The sequence below is a fragment of the Streptomyces sp. NPDC053474 genome, from assembly GCF_044544845.1.
Lineage (GTDB): Bacteria > Actinomycetota > Actinomycetes > Streptomycetales > Streptomycetaceae > Streptomyces.
The window spans coordinates 509,037-534,417 of the sequence record NZ_JBITXV010000005.1; the positions used below are offsets into that span (position 1 = coordinate 509,037).

At 71.1% G+C, this 25,381-nt stretch carries 27 protein-coding genes; 15 read left to right on the top strand and 12 right to left on the bottom strand.

Annotated elements, in window-relative coordinates; translation table 11 throughout:
* The first annotated feature begins 78 nt into the window (after window positions 1–78).
* On the top strand, window positions 79–819 hold the full coding sequence (locus ACIG3E_RS15190; RefSeq protein WP_399615718.1) for a response regulator transcription factor: 741 nt from the start codon (window positions 79–81) through the stop codon (window positions 817–819).
* Window positions 816–2,246, top strand: coding sequence for an ATP-binding protein (locus tag ACIG3E_RS15195; RefSeq protein WP_399615720.1), 1,431 nt, complete (start codon window positions 816–818; stop codon window positions 2,244–2,246). Before ACIG3E_RS15190 ends, ACIG3E_RS15195 begins: the two co-directional genes overlap by 4 nt.
* 22 nt (window positions 2,247–2,268) lie before the next feature.
* On the opposite strand, the gene ACIG3E_RS15200 is transcribed toward ACIG3E_RS15195, so the two are convergent.
* From ACIG3E_RS15200 to ACIG3E_RS15215, 4 genes are read right to left on the bottom strand one after another with little or no spacing between them, the layout of a single operon-like run.
* A complete protein-coding gene (locus ACIG3E_RS15200; protein WP_399615722.1) occupies window positions 2,269–2,544 on the bottom strand; it encodes a hypothetical protein in 276 nt (91 codons plus the stop codon).
* Entirely contained in the window at window positions 2,541–2,750 is a 210-nt protein-coding gene (locus ACIG3E_RS15205) for a DUF397 domain-containing protein (RefSeq protein ID WP_399615724.1), read from the bottom strand. The genes ACIG3E_RS15200 and ACIG3E_RS15205 overlap by 4 nt, the downstream gene beginning before the upstream one ends.
* Window positions 2,747–2,950, bottom strand: coding sequence for a DUF397 domain-containing protein (locus ACIG3E_RS15210; protein ID WP_399615726.1), 204 nt, complete (start codon window positions 2,948–2,950; stop codon window positions 2,747–2,749). The genes ACIG3E_RS15205 and ACIG3E_RS15210 overlap by 4 nt, the downstream gene beginning before the upstream one ends.
* Window positions 2,947–3,771, bottom strand: a complete 825-nt coding sequence (locus tag ACIG3E_RS15215; RefSeq protein WP_399615728.1) for a helix-turn-helix domain-containing protein — start codon at window positions 3,769–3,771, stop codon at window positions 2,947–2,949. The genes ACIG3E_RS15210 and ACIG3E_RS15215 overlap by 4 nt, the downstream gene beginning before the upstream one ends.
* A 127-nt stretch (window positions 3,772–3,898) precedes the next feature.
* Between ACIG3E_RS15215 and ACIG3E_RS15220 the strand changes: the two genes are divergently transcribed.
* Complete coding sequence (locus tag ACIG3E_RS15220) at window positions 3,899–4,183, top strand: hypothetical protein (RefSeq protein WP_399615730.1); 285 nt, start codon at window positions 3,899–3,901, stop codon at window positions 4,181–4,183.
* On the opposite strand, the gene ACIG3E_RS15225 is transcribed toward ACIG3E_RS15220, so the two are convergent.
* Window positions 4,159–5,397, bottom strand: a complete 1,239-nt coding sequence (locus tag ACIG3E_RS15225) for a DUF2993 domain-containing protein (protein WP_399615732.1) — start codon at window positions 5,395–5,397, stop codon at window positions 4,159–4,161. The two genes, ACIG3E_RS15220 and ACIG3E_RS15225, sit on opposite strands and share 25 nt — an antisense overlap.
* 52 nt (window positions 5,398–5,449) lie before the next feature.
* Window positions 5,450–7,297: a bifunctional metallophosphatase/5'-nucleotidase gene (locus ACIG3E_RS15230; protein WP_399615734.1), complete on the bottom strand. Its 1,848-nt coding sequence runs from the start codon at window positions 7,295–7,297 to the stop codon at window positions 5,450–5,452.
* 157 nt (window positions 7,298–7,454) lie between these two features.
* Between ACIG3E_RS15230 and mshD the strand changes: the two genes are divergently transcribed.
* The 8 genes from mshD to pstB all read left to right on the top strand — a co-directional run bounded on the left by mshD (window position 7,455) and on the right by pstB (window position 17,047).
* Window positions 7,455–8,420, top strand: coding sequence for a mycothiol synthase (gene mshD / locus ACIG3E_RS15235; protein ID WP_399615736.1), 966 nt, complete (start codon window positions 7,455–7,457; stop codon window positions 8,418–8,420).
* A gap of 211 nt (window positions 8,421–8,631) precedes the next feature.
* Window positions 8,632–11,025 carry an RNA degradosome polyphosphate kinase gene (locus ACIG3E_RS15240; RefSeq protein WP_399615738.1) on the top strand — a complete coding sequence of 798 codons (2,394 nt, stop codon included), beginning with the start codon at window positions 8,632–8,634 and terminating at the stop codon, window positions 11,023–11,025.
* The gene (locus ACIG3E_RS15245; RefSeq protein WP_399615740.1) at window positions 11,006–12,112 is read left to right on the top strand and encodes a CHAD domain-containing protein; all 1,107 of its coding nucleotides are present in this window, start codon (window positions 11,006–11,008) and stop codon (window positions 12,110–12,112) included. The genes ACIG3E_RS15240 and ACIG3E_RS15245 overlap by 20 nt, the downstream gene beginning before the upstream one ends.
* 21 nt (window positions 12,113–12,133) lie before the next feature.
* Window positions 12,134–12,568: an NUDIX hydrolase gene (locus ACIG3E_RS15250; RefSeq protein WP_399615742.1), complete on the top strand. Its 435-nt coding sequence runs from the start codon at window positions 12,134–12,136 to the stop codon at window positions 12,566–12,568.
* Between the two features lie 340 nt (window positions 12,569–12,908).
* A complete protein-coding gene (gene pstS / locus ACIG3E_RS15255; protein ID WP_399615744.1) occupies window positions 12,909–14,030 on the top strand; it encodes a phosphate ABC transporter substrate-binding protein PstS in 1,122 nt (373 codons plus the stop codon).
* 105 nt (window positions 14,031–14,135) lie between these two features.
* Entirely contained in the window at window positions 14,136–15,161 is a 1,026-nt protein-coding gene (gene pstC, locus ACIG3E_RS15260) for a phosphate ABC transporter permease subunit PstC (protein WP_399615746.1), read from the top strand.
* A complete protein-coding gene (pstA, locus tag ACIG3E_RS15265) occupies window positions 15,158–16,219 on the top strand; it encodes a phosphate ABC transporter permease PstA (protein WP_399615748.1) in 1,062 nt (353 codons plus the stop codon). The genes pstC and pstA overlap by 4 nt, the downstream gene beginning before the upstream one ends.
* A gap of 51 nt (window positions 16,220–16,270) precedes the next feature.
* Window positions 16,271–17,047, top strand: coding sequence for a phosphate ABC transporter ATP-binding protein PstB (gene pstB, locus ACIG3E_RS15270; protein WP_138960489.1), 777 nt, complete (start codon window positions 16,271–16,273; stop codon window positions 17,045–17,047).
* 106 nt (window positions 17,048–17,153) lie between these two features.
* On the opposite strand, the gene ACIG3E_RS15275 is transcribed toward pstB, so the two are convergent.
* A complete protein-coding gene (locus ACIG3E_RS15275; protein WP_399615751.1) occupies window positions 17,154–18,152 on the bottom strand; it encodes an anion permease in 999 nt (332 codons plus the stop codon).
* Between the two features lie 8 nt (window positions 18,153–18,160).
* Entirely contained in the window at window positions 18,161–18,781 is a 621-nt protein-coding gene (locus ACIG3E_RS15280) for a DUF47 domain-containing protein (RefSeq protein ID WP_016644813.1), read from the bottom strand.
* Between the two features lie 167 nt (window positions 18,782–18,948).
* Here ACIG3E_RS15280 and ACIG3E_RS15285 point away from each other — a divergent pair, with 167 nt between their 5' ends.
* A complete protein-coding gene (locus ACIG3E_RS15285; protein WP_399615753.1) occupies window positions 18,949–19,317 on the top strand; it encodes a metal-sensitive transcriptional regulator in 369 nt (122 codons plus the stop codon).
* Between the two features lie 249 nt (window positions 19,318–19,566).
* On the opposite strand, the gene ACIG3E_RS15290 is transcribed toward ACIG3E_RS15285, so the two are convergent.
* Both ACIG3E_RS15290 and ACIG3E_RS15295 read right to left on the bottom strand, forming a co-directional pair.
* On the bottom strand, window positions 19,567–19,755 hold the full coding sequence (locus ACIG3E_RS15290; RefSeq protein WP_399615840.1) for a hypothetical protein: 189 nt from the start codon (window positions 19,753–19,755) through the stop codon (window positions 19,567–19,569).
* A gap of 171 nt (window positions 19,756–19,926) precedes the next feature.
* The gene (locus ACIG3E_RS15295) at window positions 19,927–20,733 is read right to left on the bottom strand and encodes a hypothetical protein (RefSeq protein ID WP_399615755.1); all 807 of its coding nucleotides are present in this window, start codon (window positions 20,731–20,733) and stop codon (window positions 19,927–19,929) included.
* A gap of 147 nt (window positions 20,734–20,880) precedes the next feature.
* Here ACIG3E_RS15295 and ACIG3E_RS15300 point away from each other — a divergent pair, with 147 nt between their 5' ends.
* Both ACIG3E_RS15300 and ACIG3E_RS15305 read left to right on the top strand, forming a co-directional pair.
* The gene (locus ACIG3E_RS15300) at window positions 20,881–21,039 is read left to right on the top strand and encodes a hypothetical protein (protein WP_399615757.1); all 159 of its coding nucleotides are present in this window, start codon (window positions 20,881–20,883) and stop codon (window positions 21,037–21,039) included.
* A gap of 93 nt (window positions 21,040–21,132) precedes the next feature.
* Window positions 21,133–22,731, top strand: a complete 1,599-nt coding sequence (locus tag ACIG3E_RS15305) for an FAD-binding oxidoreductase (protein WP_399615842.1) — start codon at window positions 21,133–21,135, stop codon at window positions 22,729–22,731.
* A gap of 21 nt (window positions 22,732–22,752) precedes the next feature.
* Here the strand turns inward: ACIG3E_RS15305 and ACIG3E_RS15310 are convergent, their stop codons facing one another.
* The gene (locus tag ACIG3E_RS15310; RefSeq protein ID WP_399615759.1) at window positions 22,753–23,454 is read right to left on the bottom strand and encodes a phosphatase PAP2 family protein; all 702 of its coding nucleotides are present in this window, start codon (window positions 23,452–23,454) and stop codon (window positions 22,753–22,755) included.
* Between the two features lie 261 nt (window positions 23,455–23,715).
* Window positions 23,716–24,882, bottom strand: a complete 1,167-nt coding sequence (locus ACIG3E_RS15315) for an NlpC/P60 family protein (RefSeq protein ID WP_399615761.1) — start codon at window positions 24,880–24,882, stop codon at window positions 23,716–23,718.
* A gap of 128 nt (window positions 24,883–25,010) precedes the next feature.
* Between ACIG3E_RS15315 and ACIG3E_RS15320 the strand changes: the two genes are divergently transcribed.
* Window positions 25,011–25,244: a DUF397 domain-containing protein gene (locus ACIG3E_RS15320; RefSeq protein ID WP_399615763.1), complete on the top strand. Its 234-nt coding sequence runs from the start codon at window positions 25,011–25,013 to the stop codon at window positions 25,242–25,244.
* The last annotated feature ends 137 nt before the right edge of the window (window positions 25,245–25,381 follow it).

The following is a 25,381-nucleotide window of genomic DNA, read 5'->3' on the forward strand; positions in this document are numbered from 1 at the left end:
GCGGGCCTGGGGCGCTACCCGCGAGGGACCATGCGACGCTGATAGCAGCCCCGTACACCCCGAGGAAGACGAACACCCATGAGCCCCGCCGAAGGCGCCCCGCAGCGGATCCTGATCGTGGACGACGAGCCCGCCGTACGCGAGGCGCTCCAGCGCAGCCTCGCCTTCGAGGGCTACGGCACCGAGGTCGCCGTGGACGGCGCGGACGCCCTGGAGAAGGCGGCCGCGTACCACCCCGACCTCCTCGTGCTCGACATCCAGATGCCCCGCATGGACGGCCTCACGGCCGCCCGCAGGCTCCGCGCCACCGGCTCCACGACCCCGATCCTGATGCTCACCGCCCGCGACACGGTCGGCGACCGCGTCTCGGGCCTGGACGCCGGGGCGGACGACTACCTGGTCAAGCCCTTCGAGCTGGACGAGCTCTTCGCCCGCATCCGCGCCCTGCTGCGGCGCAGCTCGTACGCGGCGGCCGCCGGGCAGGCGACGGAGAGCGACGTGCTCGCCTTCGCCGATCTGCGGATGGACCTGGCCACGCGCGAGGTGACGCGCGGCGCGCGCACGGTGGAGCTGACCCGCACGGAGTTCACGCTCCTGGAGATGTTCCTCGCGCACCCGCGCCAGGTCCTCACCCGGGAGCAGATCCTGAAGGCGGTGTGGGGCTTCGACTTCGAGCCGTCGTCCAACTCCCTCGACGTGTACGTCATGTACCTGCGCCGCAAGACCGAGAGCGGCGGCGAGCCGCGCCTGGTGCACACGGTGCGGGGCGTGGGGTACGTACTGCGCGCGGACGCCGCGGGGACCGGTGGCCGCGAGTGAGGGGCCTGCCGAGCCGCCTGAAGGCGCTGCCGCTGCGCTCGCGGCTCGCGCTGCTCGTGACGGCGGCGGTGGCGCTCGCGGTCGCCGCGGCGGCGGTGGCGTGCTGGTTCGTGGTGCGCAACGTGCTGGTCAGCTCGCTGGACGACGCGCTGAGCGAGCGCCGTACCGCCAACCTCGACGACCAGGTGCGCAACCTGATCGACTCCAGTGGACGGTGCGGGCGCGCGACCATCGGGCGGCCCGACTCGCCGGACCTGTACCAGCAGGTCATCCAGGTGGTGGACCAGGACGGCAACGCGTGCATCGTCGTGGGGCGGCCGAGCATCACACTGGAGCTCAAGAAGTCGGACACCGAGGTCGCGCTGCGCGAGCGCGACGAGTCCTTCCACGACGCCACCACCTCGGACGGCAAGAAATACCGGGTCTACACCTACCCGATGCCCGGGCAGCCCCTGGCGATCTCCATCGCCCGCCCCCTCAACGAGGTCCAGGACACCCTGAGCAACCTCGTCCTCGTGCTGTCCCTGGTGGCGGGCGTGGGCGTGGTCGGCGCGGGGGCCGCGGGCCTGTGGGTCGCGCGTACCGGCCTGCGCCCGGTGGACGAGCTGACGGCCGCCGTCGAGCACGTGGCCCGTACCGAGGACCTGACTCTGCGCCTTCCGACGGAGGGGGCCAGCGACGACGAGATCGCCCGGCTCTCCCGGTCGTTCAACGCGATGACGTCGGCCCTCGCCTCGTCCCGCGACCTCCAGCAGCAGCTGATCGCCGACGCGGGGCACGAGCTGCGCACGCCGCTCACGTCGCTGCGTACGAACATCGAGCTCCTGGCCCGCAGCGAGGAGACCGGCCGCGCCATCCCGCCCGCCGACCGCAAGGCGCTGCTCGCGTCGGTCAAAGCGCAGATGACGGAGCTCGCCTCGCTCATCGGCGACCTCCAGGAGCTGTCGCGCCCGGACGCGGCGGGTGAGAGCAAGGTGCAGGTGGTCGCCCTGCACGAGGTCGTGGACACGGCGTTGCGGCGGGCCCGGCTGCGCGGCCCCGAGCTGACCTTCGAGGCGGACCTCACGCCGTGGTACGTCCGCGCGGAGCCGCCCGCTCTGGAGCGGGCCATCGTGAACATCCTGGACAACGCGGTGAAGTTCGGCCCTCCCGGCACCGCCATCGAGGTCGCCCTGAAGAACGGCGTCCTGACCGTACGCGACCACGGCCCCGGCATCCCCCCGGACGAACTGCCCTACGTCTTCGACCGCTTCTGGCGCTCCCCCACGGCCCGCGGCCTGCCCGGCTCCGGCCTCGGCCTGTCCATCGTGGCCCGCACGGTCCGCCAGTCGGGCGGCGAGGTCACCCTGGGCCCAGCGCCCACCCCCGGCACGATCGCGACCGTGACCCTCCCCGGCGCCCCGACTCCACCGCCCACGACGCCCTGAGGCGCCCCGAGTTCCCCGGGATTCACCCCTCGCGCACGCGTCCACCCACGTCGCGGACGGGGAACGTGCTCGTGTCGATCTTCACGCGCTCGCCCGTCGGCAGGGTGAGGGTCACCACTTGGCCGTAGGGCACCTCGTCCCGCTCCCGGGGGACCTCTGCCGCCTTCACCGCGTCCTTGACATCCGTGACGGTCCAGTCCCGCTCCGGACTCTGCGGGGTCATGATCACCCGCCCGTCGAAGACCTCGGCCTTGTAGCCCTCGGGAGCGGCGCCGCGCGCGATCCGCCGTTCCCTCACCCGACGGCTTCCCCGGCCCCGACCGCCGCGACGAACGCCGCCCAGGCCGGGGCGGCGATGAGCAGGGTGGGGCCCTGCGGGGCCGTTTTGCTGTCGCGGACGGGGACGAGGCCGAGGCGGCCGTCGGCCACCTCGACGCAGTTCGTTTGGCCTCCGTCGCTGTACGACGACTTGCGCCACACGGCGCCGGTGAGGTCGGGGGTCATGCCGTCTCCCGTATCTCGTTCACGAAGGCGGACCAGGAGGTGGCGGAGAAGATCAGGGGGCGGGCGTCGGGTGTCTTGCTGTCCCGGACCGGGACCACGCCGGGGCACCCACTGGCAACTTCGACGCAATCATTGGCTCCGCCTTCGCTGTAGGACGACTTGCGCCACGTGGCCGCGCTGAGATCGGGGGCATGCTTCATGGCCTGTGCTCCTCCAGAACGTCCCGAATGAACGCGAGCGAGTCCGACGGGGACAGCGCCTGGTCTCGGAGCCGATCGTAGATCAGCCGTCGCCGCAGGACCTCGTCCGGTTCTTCGCACAACTCGCTCACACCGTTGCCTTCCTTGTAGGCAGCGGTGCTTTCGTCCTTCTGCCACAGCAGCGTCAGGGAACCGCTCATGTGGTGGTGAGCACCGGCCTTGAACGGCAGTACCTGGACCACCACGTTCGGCCATGCCGCCACGTCCTCGATGTGCTGAAGTTGCTCGTACCAGATCTCCGCACGGGCCGCCGGGCGGTGGAACGCGAATTCGTCCATGATGATGCGGACGTTGGGTAACGGCTTCTGCCGCAACAGGTACTGCCGCCCCAACCGCGCAGCCACCTGCTCCTCAACCCACCCCTCACCATCGAGTGGTGTCTGGGCAGCGGACAACACCTCGTAGGCGAAGTCCTCGGTCTGGAGAAGTCCAGGTACACCGAGCGAGAACAGCCAGATGACCCGGGCCGTCTCCTCCAGCCGCATGTACTCCTTGTACTGATCCTTGAACGCCTCCCGCCGAGCCCCCTTCCAATGGGTCACCAGCAAGTCACCCGAGCCGTAGTACCGGTCGAGGTCCTCCATGACCGCCAGCTTGGAAAGGCGCTCCCCGCTCTCCAGGCGCGACAGGTAGCTCTTGTCGTACGCGGTGTCCTCGGCCAGCTTGCCCAGCGATATGCCCGCCTTCTCGCGCAGGAACCGGAGCGTGCGTGCGAGCGAGGCCCGCCCCGACTCCCCTTCCACCGCTTCCTGTTCGGACATCGCACGCCCCTCCTGTTGCCGCCCGTGAGGGCAACTCGCCGTCTCTGTCGCAGCGTACGCCGGAGTCGTAATCATCGGAACACGAACGGTAATCGCCGGAATCCGGTACCGAGGAGAGAAGCCCAGGATGAGACTGCTCCCGTGGACCACGCCTGACGGTGGGCCCTGCTACCTGAGCACGGACGACCCGGGCAGCGTGGTCTCCCGCCTCGCCGACGACATCGAGGAAGCCCAGCTCGACTCGGGGCGCGGGGTGCTGGCGGGCTCCGAGGCGGTCCTCGCGGACGCCGCCGCCGGGGACCGCGCCGTGCGCTTCGCGCTGACCCGTGCCGCCGAGTCCCTGCGGGACGCGCTCCGCGTCGCGGACAGCAGAGGTGCGCGCATCGATCAGCGGCCGAAGCCGATGCCGTAGCCCTCGACGGCGGCCCGGATCCCGTCCCGCTGCACCCTGACGTCGCGCAGGCCCACCGCCCCCTGCCCGGGCAGCTGAGGCAGCTCGAAGGCGAGCGACAGGCGGTCGACGAGGACGGGGCGGGTGAGGCCGTCGAGGCCCTTGAGGAGGGCGGGGTCGAGACCGAGGCGGCGGAGCAGCTCGGGGTGCTCCATGGCCACGTCCAGGAGGTTCAGGCGCATCACGTCGTCGACGAACCGCGGCGACCCGGTGAGGTCGTTGAGCTTCGCGTCGCTGCGCAGTGCCTCGCGCACGGCCGCGTCGGGGAGCCCGAGGCGGTGGGCGATCGCGGGCACCGAGAGGAGCGCCTTGGCCCGGCCCGACTCCTCGGCCACGCGGCCCGCGGACTTCCGGCTCAGGTGCAGGCCCTCGGAGGGCCGCGCACCGGGTCGGTAGGTCGCCAGGTCGCCGATGTCTAGCCGCATCCGGTCGATGTCCGTGGCCACGCCGCGCTGACCGACGCGCTCGATGTGCGCGTCGGCCCGCACCTTCAGATCGTGCCCGGCGACGGGCAGGGTGCCGCGCGCGAGGACCTGGTCGCGACCGTGGCCGGTGAACGTGACCTGGGAGGCCCCGAGTTCGCGGTTCATGTCGTCGAAGGAGAGCAGCACCTCGCCGCGCATGGTGTCGATGACGGCGCCGGTGAGGGAGGTGGGCCCGTCGCCCTTCAGGGTCACGTCCCTCGCGGTCGCGGAGACCTTCGCGAGGGAGACGCGGTCGGCGGCGACGTCGGGGATGGTGACCTCGACCTTGTCGAGGCGCCGGTCGAGGACCTGGGTGAGGAAGGGGAAGCCCTCGATGTCGACTTCGGGCGCCGCGCTGAGGTGCAGCTGGTCCTTCAGCTTGTCGGCGGCCTCGTGCTCGGCGTAGAGCAGCGCCCAGCGGTCGGCGAGGACGAGGAAGGCGGTGCCGACGGCGAGCGCGACGAGGGTCTTCGCGAGGAACGGAAGCCCGGCGAACCGGTTGCGACGGCGACGGCTGCCGCGCCGGTGGTTGGGGGGCGACCAGGGCTCGTCGTCGGCGGGCCCGCTGTCTTCCCGAAGGAAGTCGTCCAGCGGGTTCGGCGCGAGTTCGGCCAGCTCGTCGTACGGATTCGGCCGGGACGCGGCCTCGGATATGGGGGGTTGGGGGGTTTTGCTATCGGTTGTTGTGACCATGCGGTGGGGGGAACGCATCGCTCGATCTCACCATACGTTCACACCCCACCCCAAGCTTTGCTCCGGAGAGCTACTTCACAACCGTGATCCGGTCCGCCTTCGGCGGCGCGATCGGCTTGGCCGCCGAGGAGTTCGCGGCGAAGTAGTCGTTGAGCGCCTTCAGGTCGTCCGCGCCGACCAGCGGCTTCGCGCCCTTGCCCAGCTCGGCGAAGCCGTCGCCGCCGCCCGCGAGGAAGGAGTTCAGGGCTACGCGGTAGGTGGCGTTCGCGTCCAGCGGCTGGCCGTTCAGCTTCACGGAGCTGGTGACGATCCGGTCCGCGCCGGTCTTCGTCATGTCCAGCGTGTACGTGAGTCCCTCCGAGATCTGGAGAATCTTCGGGGAGGCCTCGTTCGGGCCGCTCACCTGCTGGCGCAGGGCGGTCAGGAGCTGCGCGCCGGTGAGGTCGACGAGGTTCACGGTGTTGGCGAAGGGCTGCACGGTGAAGGCCTCGCCGTACGTCACGACGCCGTCGCCCTCGCCGCCGCTCGCCTTGTGGACGAGGTCGGAGCGGATGCCGCCCGGGTTCATCAGGGCCACGGCGGCCTTCGGGTCCAGGGACTTGGCGTGCGCGAGCTGCGCGTCGGCGATGAGGTCGCCGAGCGGCGACTCGGGCGAGGTGGCGCCACGGCCGGGGATGTCGCCGGAGATGTAGCCGACGGGCTTGTTGGCGATCGGCGCGGCCAGCTTGTTCCAGCGGTCGATCAGCCGCGTCATGTCGGCGGCCTTGGGCTGCGTGCGGCTGACGACGTGGTTCGCGGACTTCACGCCGGTGCGGACGATGTCCTTGGTCTTGCGGTCGTACGTCAGCGTGGTGTCGGTGTAGAGCTTCCCGTACGAGGACGCCGACGTGACCATGCGCGGCTTGCCCGCCGGGTCGGGGATCGTGCAGACGTACGCCTGGTGCGTGTGGCCGGTGACGAACGCGTCGACCTTGGGCGAGGCGTTCTTGGCGATCGCGGCGATCGGGCCGGAGATGCCGTCGCCCGCGCCCGGCGAGTCGCAGTCGTAGTTGTAGGCCTGGCTGGCCGGGGAGCCGCCCTCGTGGATGAGCGTGACGATCGACTTCACGCCCTGCTTGTCGAGGACCTTCGCGTACTTGTTGATCGTCTCGACCTCGTCGTGGAACTTCAGGCCCTTGATGCCGTCGGCCGAGACGATGTCAGGGGTGCCCTCCAGGGTCAGACCGATGAAGCCGATCTTCACGCCCTTGTGCTTCCACACGAAGTAGGGCTTGAGGAGGGACTTGCCGGTCTTCTCCTTCGTCACGTTCGCCGTGAGGTAGGGGAAGTCGGCGCCCTTGAACTTCTTGGCCCTGCCGTGCGCGTCCTTCTCGTAGCAGCCGTCCTTGGGGTGACAGCCGCCGTTCTGGATGCGGGCCAGTTCCTTGGCGCCCTCGTCGAACTCGTGGTTGCCGACGCTGGAGACGTCGAGGTCCATCTTGTTCAGGGCCTCGACGCTGGGCTCGTCGTGGAAGAGCCCGGAGAGCAGCGGGCTCGCGCCTATGAGGTCACCGGCCGCCGCGGTGATCGAGTACGGGTGGCCCTTGCGGGCCGTGCGCAGGGAGGTCGCCAGGTACTCGGCGCCGCCCGCGTCGATCTTCTTCTCCGTGCCGTCCGGCTGCTTCTCGGTGACCTGGCCCGAGGATCCCGCGGGCGCCTGGAGGTTGCCGTGGAAGTCGTTGAAGGAGAGCAGCTGCACATCGACCGTGCGCTTCTGGCCGTGGTGCCCCACGGCCGCCATCCGGTCCTGACCCTGCTCCTGGCCCGCCGTGGCGGGCAGCGCGGCGGCGAGCGCGCCGACGGTGGCGAGGCCCGCCGTGAGGGCGAGCACCCGGGCGGCTCTGCGCCGTTGCCTGCGTGGCTGGGATGTGGCTGACACGTGTTCCCCTGGGGTGGTGTGGACGACTGGGGCCGTGCGGAAGCCTATGGTCAACGCGCGTAGCGCAACAGAGTCCCGGTGGTTACAGCCTGATAGCCATTCACCGTCGCCCAGGCGTTGTCGTGCCGCCGCCGCCCTTCGACTTACCCTCGGATCCATGACAGACGAGACGCCCGCCAAGACCCCCGCCGCCCTCCGCCAGATCGACGCGTACGACGTGCTCACGGACGATCAGGCCACCGCCGTGCTCGCGCTCCTCGCGGACGCCGCGCGCACCGACGGACAGCAGGCCGTGTCCGAGCAGGGGCGGCTCCAACTGCGGGGAGGGGCCCGCGAAGGCGTGCGGCACCTGCTCCTGACGGTCGACGGCGAACTCGTGGGCTACGCACAGCTGGAGGACAACGACCCGGTGGAGGCCCCGGCCGCCGAGCTGGTGGTGCACCCGGCGCGGCGCGGCCACGGGCACGGGCGGGCGCTGGGCACCGCGCTGCTCGCGGAGTCCGGCAGGCGCCTTCGGGTGTGGGCGCACGGCGGGCACTCCGCCGCGCGGCACCTCGCGCAGGTGCTCGGCCTGACCCTGTTCCGCGAGCTGCGCCAGATGCGGCGGTCCCTCCAGGACCTGGACCTCGCCGAGCCGACGCTGCCCGAGGGCGTGCGCGTGCGGGCCTTCGTCCCCGGTGCGGACGACGCGGCGTGGCTCGCGGTGAACGCGGAGGCCTTCGCGCACCACCCGGAGCAGGGCTCCCTGACGCAGCGGGACCTCGACGACCGCAAGGCGGAACCGTGGTTCGACCCGGCCGGGTTCTTCCTCGCCGAGCGCGTCACCGAGGCCGGTGCCGGTGCGGACGCCGGTGCCGGTGCCGAACTGATCGGCTTCCACTGGACGAAGACCCACGCGGCGGAGCGCCTCGGCGAGGTCTACGTCCTCGGCGTGCGCCCTGGCGCCCAGGGCGGCGGCCTCGGCAAGGCCCTCACCACCATCGGCCTGCGCCACCTGGCCGCGGCGGGCCTGCCCACGGCGATGCTGTACGTGGACGCCGACAACAAGGCGGCGGTGAACGTCTACGAGCGCCTCGGCTTCAGCACCCACGAGACGGACCTGATGTACCGCACGGAGTCCTGACGGGGGCCTCCGGGACGGCGCGTCGCGCTGCGCGCTCGTCCTCAAACGCCGGACGGGCTCACCAGCGGCGAACTCGAAGCCGGGCCGCACCAGTTCGCCGGACCGCGCCCCTGGCCAGGGTGCCGCGTGGACGCCTGGGAGTCCCCATGCGCACTCCCAGGCGTCATGTCGGCGTAACCAATGATTCAGACAGGCTTGCGACGCTCAGGCAATGCAGCCCCCCACCGCGCCCGAACCGGCGCAGGACCGCGCGCGCCACAACGGCCGGGTCCGTCCCGCGCCCGCGCTCTCCGGCGCGCCCGCCGGGGGTGTCGCGCGGAAGAATAAGACCATGAGCGAGCCCACCGCGCAGACCGAAGTCACGAGCCCTGCCGCCGACGGCGTCCGGCACTCCCAGCCCTCCGTCGGCGCCCTCGCCGCGCACCGGCCGCACACGGTCGCGGCCGCCGTCTCCGACCTCGATCCGGACCTCGACGCCGACCTCGACGCGTACGACGAGGACGCCCAGGCGGGCCACGGCGGCGCCGCGCTGCCGCAGGGCCGCTTCCTGGACCGGGAGCGCAGCTGGCTCGCCTTCAACGAACGCGTCCTGGAGCTCGCCGAGGACCCCACAACCCCGCTCCTGGAGCGGGCGAACTTCCTGGCGATCTTCGCCTCGAACCTGGACGAGTTCTTCATGGTGCGGGTCGCGGGCCTCAAGCGCCGCATCGCGACCGGCGTCGCCACCCGTTCGGCCTCCGGCCTCCAGCCCCGCGAGGTCCTGGAGCTCATCTGGAACCGCTCCCGCGAGCTCATGGCCCGGCACGCCGCCTGCTACCAGGAAGAGGTCGCCCCCGCCCTCGCCGACGAGGGCATCCACGTGGTGCGCTGGCACGAGCTCACCGACAAGGAGCAGTCCCGGCTCTACACGCTGTTCATGCAGCGCATCTTCCCGGTGCTCACCCCCCTGGCCGTGGACCCCGCGCACCCCTTCCCGTACATCTCGGGCCTGTCCCTGAACCTCGCCGTGGTGATCGAGAACCCGGTCAGCGGCCACGAGCACTTCGCCCGCGTCAAGGTCCCGCCGCTCCTGTCCCGCTTCCTGGAGGCCTCGCCGCAGCGGTACGTGCCCATCGAGGACGTCATCGCCGCGCCCAAGCACCTCCAGGAGCTGTTCCCGGGGATGAACATCCGGGAGCACCACATGTTCCGGCTCACCCGGAACGAGGACCTGGAGGTCGAGGAGGACGACGCGGAGAACCTGCTCCAGGCCCTGGAGAAGGAGCTCATGCGGCGCCGCTTCGGGCCGCCGGTGCGCCTGGAGGTCGAGGAGTCCATCGACAAGGACGTCCTCGACCTGCTCGTGCGCGAGCTGAAGATCAGCGAGGCCGAGGTGTACCCGCTGCCGGGCCCGCTCGACCTCACCGGCCTGTTCGCCATCGCGGGCCTGGACCGGCCCGAGCTGAAGTACCCCAAGTTCGTCGCGGGCACCCACCGGGACCTCGCCGAGGTCGAGTCGGCGTCCGCGCCCGACATCTTCGCCGCGCTGCGCGGCGGCCACGACGTGCTCCTGCACCACCCCTACGACTCGTTCTCCACGTCCGTGCAGGCCTTCCTGGAGCAGGCCGCCGCCGACGAGAACGTGCTCGCCATCAAGCAGACGCTGTACCGCACCTCCGGCGACTCGCCGATAGTGGACGCGCTCATCGACGCCGCCGAGTCCGGCAAGCAGGTCCTCGTCCTGGTCGAGATCAAGGCCCGCTTCGACGAGCAGGCCAACATCAAGTGGGCCCGCAAGCTGGAGGAGGCGGGCTGCCACGTCGTCTACGGCCTGGTCGGCCTGAAGACCCACTGCAAGCTGTCGCTCGTGGTCCGCCAGGAGGGCGACCAGCTGGTGCGCTACTCGCACGTGGGCACCGGCAACTACCACCCCAAGACCGCCCGCCTGTACGAGGACCTGGGCCTGCTCACGGCCAACCAGGAAGTCGGCGCGGACCTCTCGGACCTCTTCAACCGGCTCTCGGGCTACTCGCGCCGCGAGACCTACCGGCGGCTTCTCGTGGCCCCGCGCTCGCTGCGCGACGGCCTGATCACCCGCATCAACCGGGAGGTCCAGCACCACCGCGCGGGCCGCCCCGCCTACGTCCGCATCAAGGTCAACTCGATCGTCGACGAGGCCGTCATCGACGCGCTGTACCGCGCCTCGCAGGCGGGCGTCACCGTCGACGTGTGGGTACGCGGCATCTGCGCGGTGCGGCCGGGCGTCGCGGGGCTCTCCGAGAACATACGCGTGCGCTCCGTGCTCGGCCGCTTCCTGGAGCACTCCCGGGTCTTCGCCTTCGGCAACGGCGGCGAACCGGAGGTGTGGTTCGGCAGCGCCGACATGATGCACCGCAACCTCGACCGCCGCATCGAGGCGATGGTGAGGGTCATGGCCCCGGCCCACCGGGCCACCCTCAACCGACTGCTTGAGACCGGCATGTCGGACACCACGGCCTCGTGGCACCTGGGGGCGGACGGCAACTGGACGCGGCACGCCACGGACCCGGAAGGCCAGCCCCTGCGGAACGTACAGGAGATGCTCATAGACGCCCGGAGGCGCCGGCGTGGCACAGCAACACCATGAGATGACGGCGGGCGAGGCCCTGTCGGTCTACCTGCAGGACCAGGCGACCGCATTCCTCCGCTCGCTGCGGCTGCACCGCGAGTCGTCCACGGACGCGCAGGGGGCCGAGGAGTCGCTCGCCGCGGCCCGCTCGCTACGGGGCGCAGCGCGCCGCGTCGGCGCCACGCTGCACACGTTCCGGCCCCTCCTGGACCAGGAGTGGACGGAGGCGCTCCGGCCGGAGCTGGCGTGGCTCTCGGGCACGCTGGCGCGCGAGCACGCCTACGCGGCCCGGCTGGACCGGCTGCTCGGCGCCCTGCACCGCCTGTCGACCCCGGCCCCGGCCGTGCCTGCTGTTCCTGCTGTGGGCAGTCGTCCCGCAGGGCGAGTGGGGTCTCCCCTGCTCGAGCGAAGCCGAGAGCTTGGGGAAGGGTGGGCACAGCCCCCGGCGCCCCGCACCGGTGAAGCCAGGGCCACCCGGAAGCCAGTCGGCCAGCTGGCGGTCGGCGCCGCCAAGGCCGCGGCCCTCCTGGAGCGGCAGCTGACCCTGGCCCGCACCCGGGCCCACTCGGCCGCGCTCCAGGCCTTCGGCTCCTCCCGCTTCCACGCCGTCGCCGACAGCGTCGCCGTCATGGCCAGCGACGTGCCCCTGCGCCCGGCCCCGGACACGGACCTGAAGCCCCTGGCCGCCCTGGCCGAGGCCCAGCTCATGGAGGCGGTGGCCGCGCTGCCCCTGCTCCGCGCGGGCCACCCGTACAACGCCGAGGCCCTCGTCCACGGCCTGGCCGCGGACACGGCCCCGGAGGCCCAGGACGCCCCCTGGCTGAAGGTCCGCTCCCTGCTGCGGCTGCACCGCTACGCCCAGGAGGTCCTCCTCGGCGACGCCCCGCCGGACGCCCGGCTCACGGCGGCGGGCGCGGCCCTGAACCGCCACCGCGAGGCGGCCGAGGCCGCCGCGGCGGCGGCCTCGGCGGCGCGCACCCCCCGCATCGCCCCGGCCACGGCGTACGCGCTCGGCGTCCTGCACGCCGACCAGCGCCACGAGGTGGAGGCGGCGAGGTTCGCGTTCCAGCAGGCGTGGCTGCGGGAGGCGGTCACGGCACCGTGACGACCTGAGGGAGGGCGCCCCGTGACCGCGCTGCCGACGCCGGAGCCGATCAGGGCGGCGGGCTGCGTCCTGTGGCGCCGCCGCACCGCCCCGGAGGGCCTGGAGATCTGCCTGGTCCACCGGCCCAAGTACGACGACTGGTCCCATCCGAAGGGCAAGCTCAAGCCCGGCGAGACCCCGCTCGCCTGCGCCCTGCGCGAGGTCGAGGAGGAGACGGGCCACCGCTGCGTGCCCGGCCCGCCGCTGCCCTCGGCCCACTACACCGTGGGCGGCCGCCCCAAGCGCGTCGACTACTGGTCCGCCGAGGCCGCTGACGGCTACTTCCGGCCCGGCCGCGAGGTCGACCGCATCCGCTGGCTGACGCCGCACGAGGCCCGCGCCCGCCTCACCCAGCTCCGCGACCGCGAGCTCCTCGACGCCTTCCTGGCGGCCCCGGACACCCCCCGGGCACGCTGACCCCGCCGCCACCTGCGGCCCTGCTCACCGCAGGGGCGCGCATTACCCAGCGCGCGCCGACGCATGCGCGCTGGGTAGATCTTTCACGCGCCTGTCGCTGTAATCAGCCCGTGACCTAACCACAACGTCCGCGTAGGTTCACCGCTCGTTCACTTACGGCCATCGGCGGCTTCACCTGTTCTGCCTAATTTCGGCCTTACGCGAAGCGCGGCGAGATCGCCAAGAGCGCCCCGCCCCGCGTACTCGAATCACCCGGCCACCATGGCCACCCGAACCACTTCGCACGCCGCCACGACAGGCCAGCCACACGGCCGGCGGCTCCCGGAAGGAACTCCCGAAAGTGAAGCTTCAGCGCATGAACCGGCGGGCCCTCACCCTCGGTGCTCTCGCCGTCTCCGGCGCCCTGGCCCTCACGGCGTGCGGCTCGGACGACGACGGCAGCAGCAACGGCGGCAAGAAGACCACCGCCAACAGCAACATCGACTGCGAGGGCGCCAAGGGCCAGCTCATGGCCTCCGGCTCGTCCGCGCAGAAGGGCGCGATCGACGCCTGGGTCAAGCAGTACCGCGCGGCCTGCAAGGACGTGCAGCTGCAGTACAAGCCGGACGGCTCCGGCGCCGGCATCACCTCCTTCCTCCAGGGCCAGACCGCCTTCGCGGGCTCCGACTCGGCCCTGAAGCCGGAGGAGATCGCCAAGTCGAAGAAGGTCTGCAAGGGCAGCCAGGCCATCGACCTGCCGCTGGTCGGCGGCCCGATCGCGATCGGCTACAACGTCCCGGGCGTCGACAGCCTCACCCTGGACGCCAAGACCGTCGCCGACATCTTCAACGACAAGATCAAGACCTGGGACGACGCGGCGATCAAGAAGCTCAACCCGGACGCCAAGCTCCCCAGCACCAAGATCCAGGCCTTCCACCGCTCCGACGAGTCGGGCACCACGGACAACTTCACCAAGTACCTGAAGGGCGCCGCGCCCTCCGCCTGGCCGCACGAGCCCGCGAAGATCTGGGCGGCCAAGGGCGGCCAGTCCGCGAGCGGCTCCTCCGGCGTCGCCCAGCAGGTGAAGCAGACCGAGGGCGCCATCTCCTACATGGAGCTGTCGTACGCCAAGGAAGGCATCAAGACCGTCGACATCAAGACGGACGCCAAGGAGCCGGTCAAGGCCACCGTCGACAACGCCTCCAAGGCCATCTCCGAGGCCAAGGTCGTCGGCAAGGGCAAGGACCTCGCCATGGAGCTGAACTACAAGCCCACGGCCGAGGGCGCGTACCCGATCATCCTGGTCACGTACGAGATCGCCTGCGAGAAGAACAACAACAAGGACACCCTCGCCACGACGAAGTCCTTCCTGAACTACATCGCCAGCGAGGACGGCCAGTCCGTGCTCAAGGACGAGTCCTACGCGCCGATGCCGGCCGAGATCATCACCAAGGTCCGCGAGACCGTCAAGGGCCTGAGCTGAACCTGAGCGCGGCCCGCCTCCCCGGCGGGCCGCGCCGTCCGGTGCACCGCCGCCTGGAGCCGCCCGCGCCCGTCGCACGGCCGACTCCGCAGACCGGAGAACCCCATGGACATACCCACCGACACTCCTCCCCCGCCCGCGCCCGTCGAGGCCGCCAAGCCCACGACCGCCGAGCAGAAGCGCGCCGCGCGCGGCGCCACCCGCCCCGGTGACCGGATCTTCCTCACGCTCTCGCGGGGCTCCGGCATCACCCTGCTGCTGATCATGGCCGCCGTCGCGGCCTTCCTCGCCTACCGCGCGTCCATCGCCCTCGCGGACAACGAGGGCAGCTTCCTCACCACCTTCGAGTGGGACCCCTCGGGCGCCCTGCACGACGGCAAGCCCTACTTCGGCATCGCCGTCCTGGTCTTCGGCACCATCGTGAGCTCGATCATCGCGCTCGCCATCGCCGTCCCCGTGGCCATCGGCATCGCGCTCTTCATCTCGCACTACGCGCCGCGCAAGCTGGCCGCCCCCATCGCCTTCGTGATCGACCTCCTGGCCGCCGTGCCCTCGATCGTGTACGGCCTGTGGGGCGCCCTCGTGGTCGCCCCGAAGCTCACCGGCCTCTACAGCTGGCTCGACGACTACTTCGGCTGGACGGGCGTCTTCGAGTACGAGGGCGGCGCCCCGCGCTCCCTCATGACCGTCGGCATCCTGCTCGCCATCATGATCCTGCCGATCATCACCAACGTGAGCCGCGAGGTCTTCCTCCAGGTCCCGAAGATGCACGAGGAGGCCGCGCTGGCCCTCGGCGCCACGCGCTGGGAGGTCATCCGCATGTCGGTGCTCCCCTTCGGCCGCTCGGGCATCATCTCCGCCTCGATGCTGGGCCTCGGCCGCGCGCTCGGCGAGACGATCGCCGTGGCCACCGTGCTCTCCCCGACCTTCGTGATCCAGGCGTCCGTACTCGACTACGGCGGCGGCACGTTCGCGCAGAACATCGCCAGCAAGTTCAGTGAGGCCAGCGAGTACGGCCGGGACGCCCTCATCGCCTCCGGTCTCGTCCTCTTCGTTCTCACCCTCCTTGTCAACGGCGCGGCCCGGCTGATCATCGCCCGCCGCAAGGAGTACTCGGGGGCCAACGCATGAGCACCATGACCGACATCAAGCCCGCCGCCCCCGCCGATCTGAAGGCCGCGCGCCTGCCCCGCTGGACGCCCTACGTCGTCGCGGCCGGGTCCCTCGCCGTCGCCTGCGGCCTCGGCCTCGCGGCGGACCTGAGCTCCCGGATGCAGTGGGGCCTCATCGCGGCCCTGCTCTTCATCGGCGTCTCCTACGCCCTCGCGGCCCGCGTGGAGGGCACCCGCCAGGCCAAGGACCGCCTCGCCACCTCGGTGGTGTGGGTGATGTTCCTGCTGGCCGTGGTCCCGCTGGCATCGCTGATCTACGAGACCGTCAAGCGCGGTACGAAGGTCCTCGACGGCTACTTCCTCAGCCACTCCATGGGCGTCGTCGCCGACGACGAGGCCGGTGGCGGCATCTACCACGCCATCATCGGCACCCTGGAGCAGGTCGGGCTCGCCTGCCTGATCGCCGTGCCGATCGGTCTGCTCACCGCGATCTACCTCGTCGAGTACGGGCGGGGCAAGCTCGCCAAGGCCGTCACCTTCTTCGTCGACGTGATGACGGGCATCCCGTCCATCGTCGCGGGTCTGTTCGTCCTCAGCTTCTGGATCCTGATCCTGGGCTTCGACTTCTCCGGCTGGGCCGGTGCCATGGCCCTGTCGATCCTGATGATGCCGGTGGTCGTGCGCTCCACCGAGGAGATGCTGAAGCTCGTCCCGAACGAGCTGCGCGAGGCCTCGCTCGCCCTCGGCGTACCGAAGTGGCGCACCATCCTGAAGGTGGTCCTGCCGACCGCGATCGGCGGCATCACGACCGGCGTCATGCTGGCGGTGGCCCGCATCGCGGGCGAGACCGCCCCCGTGCTGCTGCTCGTGTGGACGAACCCCTTCATCAACACGAACCCGTTCGACGGCCCGCAGGGCTCGCTGCCGCTGTACATCTACCAGCAGTACGCGTCCGGTACGAACGCCGGATACGACCGTGCCTGGGCGGCGGCCCTCACCCTGATCGCCTTCATCATGATCCTCAATCTCGTGGCCCGCGGCATCGCCCGCTGGAAGGCCCCGAAGACCGGTCGCTGACGCGGCCCTATGCGACCACCAGCAGTGCCCCTCTCGAAAGCAGTGATCCCCATGGCCAAGCGAATCGACGTCTCGGGCCTCAACGCCTTCTACGGCTCGCACAAGGCGATCGAAGACATCTCCATGACCGTCGAGCCCCGCTCGGTGACGGCCTTCATCGGCCCCTCCGGCTGCGGCAAGTCCACGTTCCTGCGCACCCTGAACCGCATGCACGAGGTCACGCCCGGCGGCCGCGTGGAGGGCAAGGTCCTCCTCGACGGCGACGACCTGTACGGCTCGGGCGTCGACCCCGTGAACGTCCGCCGCACCATCGGCATGGTCTTCCAGCGCCCCAACCCGTTCCCCACGATGTCGATCTACGACAACGTGGCGGCGGGCCTGAAGCTCAACGGCTCGTACAAGAAGTCCGAGCTGAACGACGTCGTCGAGAAGTCCCTCAAGGGCGCCAACCTCTGGAACGAGGTCAAGGACCGCCTGAACAAGCCCGGCTCCGGCCTCTCCGGCGGCCAGCAGCAGCGCCTGTGCATAGCGCGGGCGATCGCGGTGGAGCCGCAGGTCCTGCTCATGGACGAGCCCTGCTCGGCCCTCGACCCGATCTCCACCCTCGCCATCGAGGACCTGATCGGCGAGCTGAAGGAGCGTTTCACGATCGTCATCGTGACGCACAACATGCAGCAGGCGGCCCGCGTCTCGGACCGTACGGCGTTCTTCAACCTCGCGGCGGTCGGCCAGCCCGGCAAGCTCGTCGAGATCGACGACACCGAGCGGATCTTCTCCAACCCGTCCGTCCAGGCCACCGAGGACTACATCTCCGGCCGCTTCGGCTAGGCCGCCCCGACTCCCCGCGGTGCTGCATGGCGGTGCCACCGCGGGGAACGCAAAAGGGCCCGCCCCTGGCTCCCGGGGGCGGGCCCGCGTGCGTGCGACGGTGGAGTTACAGGAACGCCAGGTTCACGATCCAGAAGCTGACCGCGGCGACGATCGCGGCGGCGGGCATCGTGATGAACCAGCCGAGAATGATGTTCTTGGCGACGCCCCAGCGCACGGCGTTGACGCGCTTCGTGGCGCCCACACCCATGATCGCCGAGGTGATCACATGCGTCGTGGAGATCGGCGCGTGGAACATGAAGGCGGTGGTGAACATGATGCCCGCGCCCGTGGTCTCCGCGGCGAACCCCTGCGGCGGGTCCAGCTCGATGATCTTCCGGCCGAGCGTCCGCATGATCCGCCAGCCACCGGCGTACGTGCCGAGGGACAGCATCACCGCGCAGGAGATCTTCACCCAGACCGGAATCGGGTCGCCCGGGTTCTCGACGTCGGCGATGACGAGGGCCATCACCACGATGCCCATCGTCTTCTGCGCGTCCTGAAGACCGTGCCCGAGCGCCATGCCCGCGGCCGACACGGTCTGGGCGATCCGGAAGCCCCGCTTTGCCTTGTGCGGATTGGCCCTGCGGAACATCCACATGATCGCGCACATCACGAGGTAGCCGACCACGAGCCCGACGAGCGGCGACAGGAACATCGGGATGACGATCTTCTCGACGACGCCGGACCAGATCACCCCGATGCCACCGGCGAGCGCGGCACCCACGAGACCGCCGAAGAGCGCGTGCGAGGAGGACGAGGGCAGGCCGAAGTACCAGGTGACGAGGTTCCACACGATCGCGCCGACCAGACCGGCGAAGAGGATCCACATCCCCTTGGTGCCGTGCGGCGTCTCGATGAGCCCCTCGCTGACCGTCTTGGCGATCCCGCTGCCGAGGAAGGCACCGGCCAGGTTCATCACCGCGGCCATGGCGAGCGCCGCGCGGGGCGTCAGGGCACGGGTGGAGACGGAGGTGGCGATGGCGTTCGCGGAGTCGTGAAAGCCGTTCGTGTACGTGAAGCCGAGCGCGACGCCGATGGTCACGATCAGAGCGAAGGTGTCCATGAAGGTACTCAGGACTCCTTGACCGCGATGGTCTCCACGGTGTTCGCCACGTGCTCGAACGCGTCGGCGGCCTCTTCGAGGACGTCCACGATCTGCTTGAGCTTCAGCACCTCGATGGCGTCGTACTTGCCGTTGAAGAGGTGGGCGAGCAGCTTGCGGTGGATCTGGTCGGCCTGGTTCTCCAGGCGGTTGACCTCGATCCAGTATTCGGTGAGGTTGTCCATGGTGCGCAGGTGCGGCATGGCCTCGGCCGTCAGCTCGGCGGCCCGGGCGAGGACCTCGATCTGCTGCTCGACGCCCTTGGGGAGCTCCTCGACCTGGTACAGGACGACCAGGTCGACGGCCTCCTCCATGAAGTCCATGATGTCGTCGAGCGAGGACGCGAGGGAGTAGATGTCCTCGCGGTCGAACGGCGTGATGAACGAGGAGTTCAGCTGGTGGAAGATCGCATGCGTCGCGTCGTCCCCCGCGTGTTCCGCGGCCCGCATACGCTCTGCGATCTCGGCTCGGGCCGAGGCGTCGGCCCCGAGCAGTTCCATCAGGAGCTTCGAGCCCGTGACGATGTTGTCCGCGGATGCGGCGAACATGTCGTAGAAGCTCGTCTCCCTGGGGGTCAGACGAAATCGCACGTGGGGTCCTCGGGGTGCTTTGGATGCGGTCAGGCTGATGCTAGGCGCATCATCTGGCCACGGCTAACCGGCCATACCCCAGTGTCGCCCATCAGGCACAGTGATCAGCACACCACCCGAGAAATCAAGTACCCTATACCCAGTAGGGGTATGCACAGGAGGACGCGATGACGACCACAGAGGCGGCCGCGGCGGCCACGACCACCGACGCGCCCTCCGGGTCCGGGCGGACGGCGGACCACGCGGGGCACCAGACGTACGGGTACCACAAGCAGAAGGACGAACACCTCAAGCGGCTGCGCCGCATCGAGGGGCAGATCCGGGGCCTCCAGCGCATGGTCGAGGAGGACGTCTACTGCATCGACATACTCACCCAGGTCTCGGCCGGTACGAAGGCCCTCCAGTCCTTCGCCCTGCAGCTCCTGGAGGAGCACCTGCGGCACTGCGTCGCGGACGCGGCCGTCAAGGGCGGTGACGAGATCGACGCGAAGGTCGAGGAGGCCACGAAGGCGATCGCGCGCATGCTCCGCACCTGACGCCGTACGGCGCACCAAACCGAAGCCCCAGCCCCAGCGACACATGCCGCGCTCCGCGCGGCCAGGGCAGTCCCACCCACCCGCCCCCACCCGGGCCAGGGCCCCGCGAGGCACCACCCGCAAGCGCCCCGCGTCGGGGCCAGGCCCGCAACGCCACGGTGATTCGGGTGGGCGGGTGGGAGAAACCCGCCGCGGTAGCGGCGGGGCAGATGGCAGACGGCCACCGCCCCGCGCGGGCGGGTGGGGGAGCTACGCCCCCGGGCCCGGGGGTGGCCCGTCGTCCTGCTGGGCGTCGGAGACTCGAAGCACCTCGTCGATCCGGTCCACACTGAGCCGCTCACCATGTGCGGCCGACGCCGCGATGATCAGTTCGCCGCACAGCTCGATCTCGGCGAGGGCAACGTGGTCCTGAACCGCCGTGCCGCGCACCAGAGCCACGTTCACCACCTCTTCCTGACCACGGTTGTGCCGGGTACCGGCTTCCTAGAGTAGGGAGCGGCCTACGTACCGCGCATGGCACGGACGGACCATATTGCGACTATCGGCCATCGATATGCGGCCACGGCCCGGCACCCCGCCGGGGCCCGGTCCGGGCCCCGCGCCCGGCCGCTACCGCTCGGCGATCTTCCCGGCGTAGATGTCCTTCTCCGGCGGCAGCCGCACCCGCACCGGCGCCCCGAACCCGTACAGCGAGGTCGTCGAGGCGACCTCCGCGTTGGCCACCTGGAAGCGGTGGCGCAGCTTGCGCAGCCGCCCCCGTTCGTCGAGGTAGGCGTCGAACGGAACACCGCCCTTGCTGAACCCTTTCGCCACGGCCGCCCGCAGCGCGTCCCGGTACGGCGCGGGCGCCCCGGACACCGCGCCCGCGAGCTCGGCCACGCCCCGGTAGTGCCGCACCGTGACGTCGTCGACGCGCGTCTCGCGCACGTACGTCACCTGGCGGGCCCCGCGCAGCAGTTCGGCGGCGAAGAGCGGATCGGTGGCGCCGCCCGTGACGAGGTTGCCGTCGGACAGGGAGGCCGTGTCGACGCGCACCCACTTGTCGGCGGGCACCCCGGAGCCGCGGTTCTTCATGTAGAGGTACCCGCCCGTCAGCAGCTCCGTGACCGGCGGCCTGCGCCGGTCACGGTCCGCCGGGTCCTGCGGCAGCACGACCTCGAACCGCCCCTGCCGCCGCCGGTAGTCGTACGTCCCGTGGCCCCGGACGGTCACCCGGGTCCCGCCGCTGGCCATCTCCATGGACGTACGCGCCCGGGAGCTGCCCGCGCGCACCAGCGCGTCGGCGGCGTCCCGCACCTTCTTGGCGGGGTCGTCGCTGGCCGCGGCGCCGCCGCCCGAACAGCCCGTGGCGAGCGTCATGAGACCCACCGCGGCCGCGACGGCCGCCGTGCCCGTGTGCCTGTGCCGCTGTCCCATCGCCCTGCCGACCCCCATGCCTTTCCACGCGTCGGCGGACGCCGTGCGACGGCCACCGGGTCGAGCCCCCCTGTGTTTCCCATAACGACCGGTACGGGGTGTTGTCACGCGCGAGCGCGTTCACTCTTCCGGCGTACCGTGGGGGCCGTGCCCGAGTCGCCTTCCCCCGAGCCGCCGCACCGTACGACCACGGTCGAGAACGGCCGCTTCTGTGCCGCCCGATGCAGTTGTGGCTGGCGGGGCCCCGCGCGCCGCGCCCGCAGCAAGGCCCGTGCCGACGCCGCCGCCCACGGCGAGACGCGCTGAACGCCCGGTCCAGTACCACCGTTTCGCCGGAACCCCACGGCCCCCGCTGTCGTCTCGTTGTGCGGGAAGGCAACGGGAGGGTTCATGGAACGGCTGGCACGGCGTACGTTCATAGGGGCGGCGGCCGCCGCCGTCGCGGCGGCGGGTACGGCCGCCTGCACCGGCGGGAGCGGCGGCACGGGCGGAGCGAGCGGCAGCGCGTCGGCGAGCGGCACGGCGGGGTCCGCGACGGCTTCCACGGCCACCACGCCGATCAGGACGGCCGCCGCGTCCGCGGCCGCCAACCTCACCGCGCTCGCCCGTGACCTGGACGGCTCCCTGGTCCGTCCGAACGAGGCGCACTGGGCCACGGCCCGCCAGCTGTACAACACCCGCTTCGACCACCTGAAGCCGACGGCCGTCGCGTACGTCGCGCACCCCGACGACATCCGCACCACCCTGGCCTACGCCCGCGCCCACGACGTCCCCGTGGCGGTCCGCAACGGCGGCCATTCGTACGCGGGCTGGTCCTCCGGCACCGGCAAGCTGATCCTCGACGTGTCGCGCCTCAACCGCACCCGCGTCTCCGGCTCCACCGCCACCATCGGCGGCGGCGCGAAGCTCATCGACGTCTACCGCGCCCTCGCCGCGAAGGGCGTCACCATCCCCGCGGGCTCCTGCCCGACGGTGGGCATCAGCGGTCTGACCCTCGGCGGCGGCCACGGCGTCGTCTCCCGCGCCTACGGCCTGACCTGCGACAGCCTCACCTCCGCGACGCTCGTCACCGCCGCGGGGAAGCTGATCAGGGCCGACAAGTCGGAGCACAAGGACCTGTTCTGGGCGCTGCGCGGCGCGGGCAACGGCCAGTTCGGCGTCGTCACCGAGCTGACGTTCCGCACCCACCCGGCCCCGCAGGCGGTGTCCGCGTACCTCACCTGGCCGTGGGCGAAGGCCGCCGCGGTGGTGAAGGCCTGGCAGGAGTGGGGGCCTTCGCAGCCGGACGAGATCTGGTCGTCGCTGCACCTCGCGGCCGTGCCCGGCGGCACCCCCACTGTCTCCGTCGCGGCCTTCTCGCTCGGCACGTACGGCGGGCTGCAGAACGCCGTCGACCGCCTCGCCGACAAGGTGGGCGCCCCGGCCCGCAGCGTCTCCCTGAAGCGCCGCGGCTACGAGGAGGCCATGGAGGTGTACGCGGGCTGCTCGTCGTTCGCGACGGACGCCCAGTGCCATCTGCCGGGCAGCACTCCGGGCCGCACCCCGACGGGCGCGCTCGGCCGGGAGACGTACGCGGCCCGCTCGGACTTCTTCGACCGCTCGCTGTCCGCCGCCGGGATCCGCGCGCTGCTCGGCCAGATCGAGCACGTGCGCGGCGAGCGGGGCACCGCGGGCAGCATCGCCCTGACCGCGCTCGGCGGCGCCATCAACCGCGTCGACCCGACGGCCACGGCGTTCGTGCACCGCCGCTCCCGGATGCTCGCCCAGTACATCGCCTCCTGGCGCGCGGGCACCTCCGGCACGGGCGCCCAGGGCTGGCTCAAGGGGGCCCACGGCGCGATGCGGCGCCACGCCTCGGGCGCGGCGTACCAGAACTACACGGACGCGACCCTCACCAACTGGCGCGAGGCGTACTACGGCCAGGCGGCGCCCCGCCTGAAGAAGGTCAAGAAGGCCTACGACCCGACGCGCTTCTTCACCTTCCCGCAGGCCCTGTAACTCTGGTGGCGCCGGGCGCCGCTACGCGGCGAGGTCCTTCTCGTCAGACCCCGCGGCCTCCTGCTCCGGCAGGGTGGCGACCGGCCGGGCGCCGCGGTGCGGAGCCCACACCAGACGGGCGGCCCTGCCGGAGCGTCCGATCGCCTTGGTGACGGGCGTGAGCAGCGCCATCGCGAGGGGCGAGAGCAGCAGCGTCACGGCCGTGCCGAGGGCGAAGCCGCCGACCACGTCGGTGGGGTAGTGCACGCCCATGAAGACGCGGCAGAAGCCCTCCAGGGCGGCGAGGGCGATCCCGGCGATGCCGAACTTGCGGTGGGCGACGAAGAGGCCGACGCCGATGGCCATGGCGAGCGTCGCGTGGTCGCTCACGAACGAGTAGTCGTTCTTGCCGCCGACCAGGACTTCCAGGCCCTGGTGGTCCTTGAAGGGGCGCGGGCGCTCCACGAAGTTCCGTATCGGCACGTTCACGAGGACGGCGATGGCGGCGGCGAGCGGGGCCCAGACGACGGCGGCGACGGAACCGGCCGCGTCGTCGAGCGTGCCGCGCTTGCGGGCGCCCCACCAGCACCAGAGGACGAGCAGCACCAGGGCGACGAGCAGCCCGTACTCGCCGATGAACTCCATGGTGCGGGCGACGAGGCCCGGGGAGTCCTTCGCCAGGCCGTTGATGTCGTAGAGCAGGCTGACGTCGGGGTTCGACCCGGATGTGTCGAGTCCAGCCATGATGCCGCGGCCCCTTGTCCTCATCGCTCGCGGGCGCGTCGCCTGACGCGCCCTCCATCAACCCCCGTGGCCAGTGCGTGTGCTGTACCAGTCAAGGGAACGCACAGTCCCCTTATCTACGTTCCACTCTCCACCGAATGATCACTCAGACGTTATCGAAGAGAGACTCATCGCCGCAGCTCAGGGGGGTGTTTTAGCGGAGCGTTCCAGCCAGCTCGGGCGGCGCGTGCGCCGGGCGCACGCCTCCGCTCCGGCCGCCGGTCAGACGTCCGTGCCCTCCGGCTGCGGCGCGTCCGACGGCACGGAGGGCGCCGTTGAACTCTCTTCCGAAGGCTCTTCGGAGGGCCTGCGGGTGGGCGGGGAACTCGGCTCACCGGCCGGTTCCCGTCCCTTCTCGGGCTTCTCTTCCCGCTCCTCGGGCGACTCACTGGGCACTGCTTTTGCGCCATCTTCGGTCACTCGGGTGGCTCCGAAGTAGTCAGGAGTGTCCACGGGATCGAAGCGGATCCTCGCACCGGGCCGCGGCGCGTCGATCATGTAGCCGCCGCCCACATAGATACCGACGTGCCGGATGGCCCGCGAGTTGCTCAGGTCGTCGGAGAAGAACACCAGGTCCCCGGGGAGCAGCTCGTCCCGCTTGGGGTGCGGCCCCGCGTTGTACTGGTCGTTGGCCACGCGCGGCAGGGGGATGCCGACGCTGCGGTACGCGGCGAGAGTGAGCCCCGAGCAGTCGAACCGGCCGCCCTGGTCGGCCGTTCCGTTGCCGCCCCAGAGGTACGGGGTGCCGAGCTTCTTCTGCGCGTAGTAGATGGCCCCGGCCGCCTGCCGCGACGGATTCACGCGCCCCACGGGCCTGGCGAAACTCTTCTCCAGAGTCGTGATGATCTTGACGTAGTTCTGCGTCTCGCGGTACGGCGGCACGCCCCCGTACTTGATCACGGCGTACGCGCCCGCGTTGTACGCGGCGAGCATGTTCTTCGTCGGGTCGCCGGGCGCGTCCTTCACGTACTTGGCGAGCTTGCAGTCGTACGACGCGGCCGACGGGATGGCGTCCTTCGGGTCCCACACGTCCCGGTCCCCGTCGCCGTCGCCGTCGATCCCGTGCGTGGCCCAGGTCCCCGGGATGAACTGCGCTATGCCCTGCGCCCTGGCCGGGCTCTTCGCGCTCGGGTTGAACCCGCTCTCCTGGTACAGCTGGGCGGCGAGCAGGGCCGGGTTGATGGCCTCGCACAGATTGCCCCACTTCTGCACGAGCGGCTGGTACGTGGTGGGCACCGACCCCTTGGCGAGGCCGACGCCGCCCCGCGCCCCGCCGCCCCCGGCGACCGAGCCCGCGGCGACGAAGGTCCCGACGACGAGCAGTCCGATGAAGCCCACCGAGCCACTGAACGCGACGGACGCGAGCAGCCATGTCTTACGCACCGTCAACCACCCCTCGCGCACCGGGAGTCCGCCGGGGTCAGTGTAGAGGCGGGGCCCCCGCCCGGGGTGGATCATCCTCCGTTCGACGGCGGATACTCGGATCCGCACGCCCGCCCCGAAGGAGGCCGCGCCCCGTGACCGACACCCGCCCGGACCTGCCCGCCGACCTGGAGTGGATCCGCGCCGCCCCGGAGGACGACCCGGGGCCCGGCCCCTGGATCGAGTACGCCTTCGGCCCCGACGACGCGGTGTACCTGCGCGAGACCGGCGCCCCGGACCAGGTCGTCACGACGACCCGCGCGAAGTGGGAGGCCTTCGTCCTGGGCGTGCGCGCGGGCGAATTCGACCACTTTGTGGAAGGGCACTGACATGACGCTGTCCCTGCTCCTTCCGACATCCACTTCGCGGGCGTCGATCCGGCGCTGCGCGGCCGGGGCGTGGGCCGCGAGCTGTACGAGACCTTCTTCCGGTTCCTGCGAACGCTGACCGTGACGGACGATTGACG

Coding starts and splice junctions, on each gene's coding strand:
- ACIG3E_RS15190 (WP_399615718.1), top strand. CDS start 79: ATGAGCCCCGCCGAAGGCGCCCCGCAGCGGATCCTGATCGTGGACGAC.
- ACIG3E_RS15205 (WP_399615724.1), bottom strand. CDS start 2,750: ATGACCCCCGACCTCACCGGCGCCGTGTGGCGCAAGTCGTCGTACAGC.
- ACIG3E_RS15210 (WP_399615726.1), bottom strand. CDS start 2,950: ATGAAGCATGCCCCCGATCTCAGCGCGGCCACGTGGCGCAAGTCGTCC.
- ACIG3E_RS15215 (WP_399615728.1), bottom strand. CDS start 3,771: ATGTCCGAACAGGAAGCGGTGGAAGGGGAGTCGGGGCGGGCCTCGCTC.
- ACIG3E_RS15220 (WP_399615730.1), top strand. CDS start 3,899: ATGAGACTGCTCCCGTGGACCACGCCTGACGGTGGGCCCTGCTACCTG.
- ACIG3E_RS15225 (WP_399615732.1), bottom strand. CDS start 5,397: ATGCGTTCCCCCCACCGCATGGTCACAACAACCGATAGCAAAACCCCC.
- mshD (WP_399615736.1), top strand. CDS start 7,455: ATGACAGACGAGACGCCCGCCAAGACCCCCGCCGCCCTCCGCCAGATC.
- ACIG3E_RS15240 (WP_399615738.1), top strand. CDS start 8,632: ATGCAGCCCCCCACCGCGCCCGAACCGGCGCAGGACCGCGCGCGCCAC.
- pstC (WP_399615746.1), top strand. CDS start 14,136: ATGGACATACCCACCGACACTCCTCCCCCGCCCGCGCCCGTCGAGGCC.
- pstA (WP_399615748.1), top strand. CDS start 15,158: ATGAGCACCATGACCGACATCAAGCCCGCCGCCCCCGCCGATCTGAAG.
- pstB (WP_138960489.1), top strand. CDS start 16,271: ATGGCCAAGCGAATCGACGTCTCGGGCCTCAACGCCTTCTACGGCTCG.
- ACIG3E_RS15275 (WP_399615751.1), bottom strand. CDS start 18,152: ATGGACACCTTCGCTCTGATCGTGACCATCGGCGTCGCGCTCGGCTTC.
- ACIG3E_RS15285 (WP_399615753.1), top strand. CDS start 18,949: ATGACGACCACAGAGGCGGCCGCGGCGGCCACGACCACCGACGCGCCC.
- ACIG3E_RS15295 (WP_399615755.1), bottom strand. CDS start 20,733: ATGGGACAGCGGCACAGGCACACGGGCACGGCGGCCGTCGCGGCCGCG.
- ACIG3E_RS15310 (WP_399615759.1), bottom strand. CDS start 23,454: ATGGCTGGACTCGACACATCCGGGTCGAACCCCGACGTCAGCCTGCTC.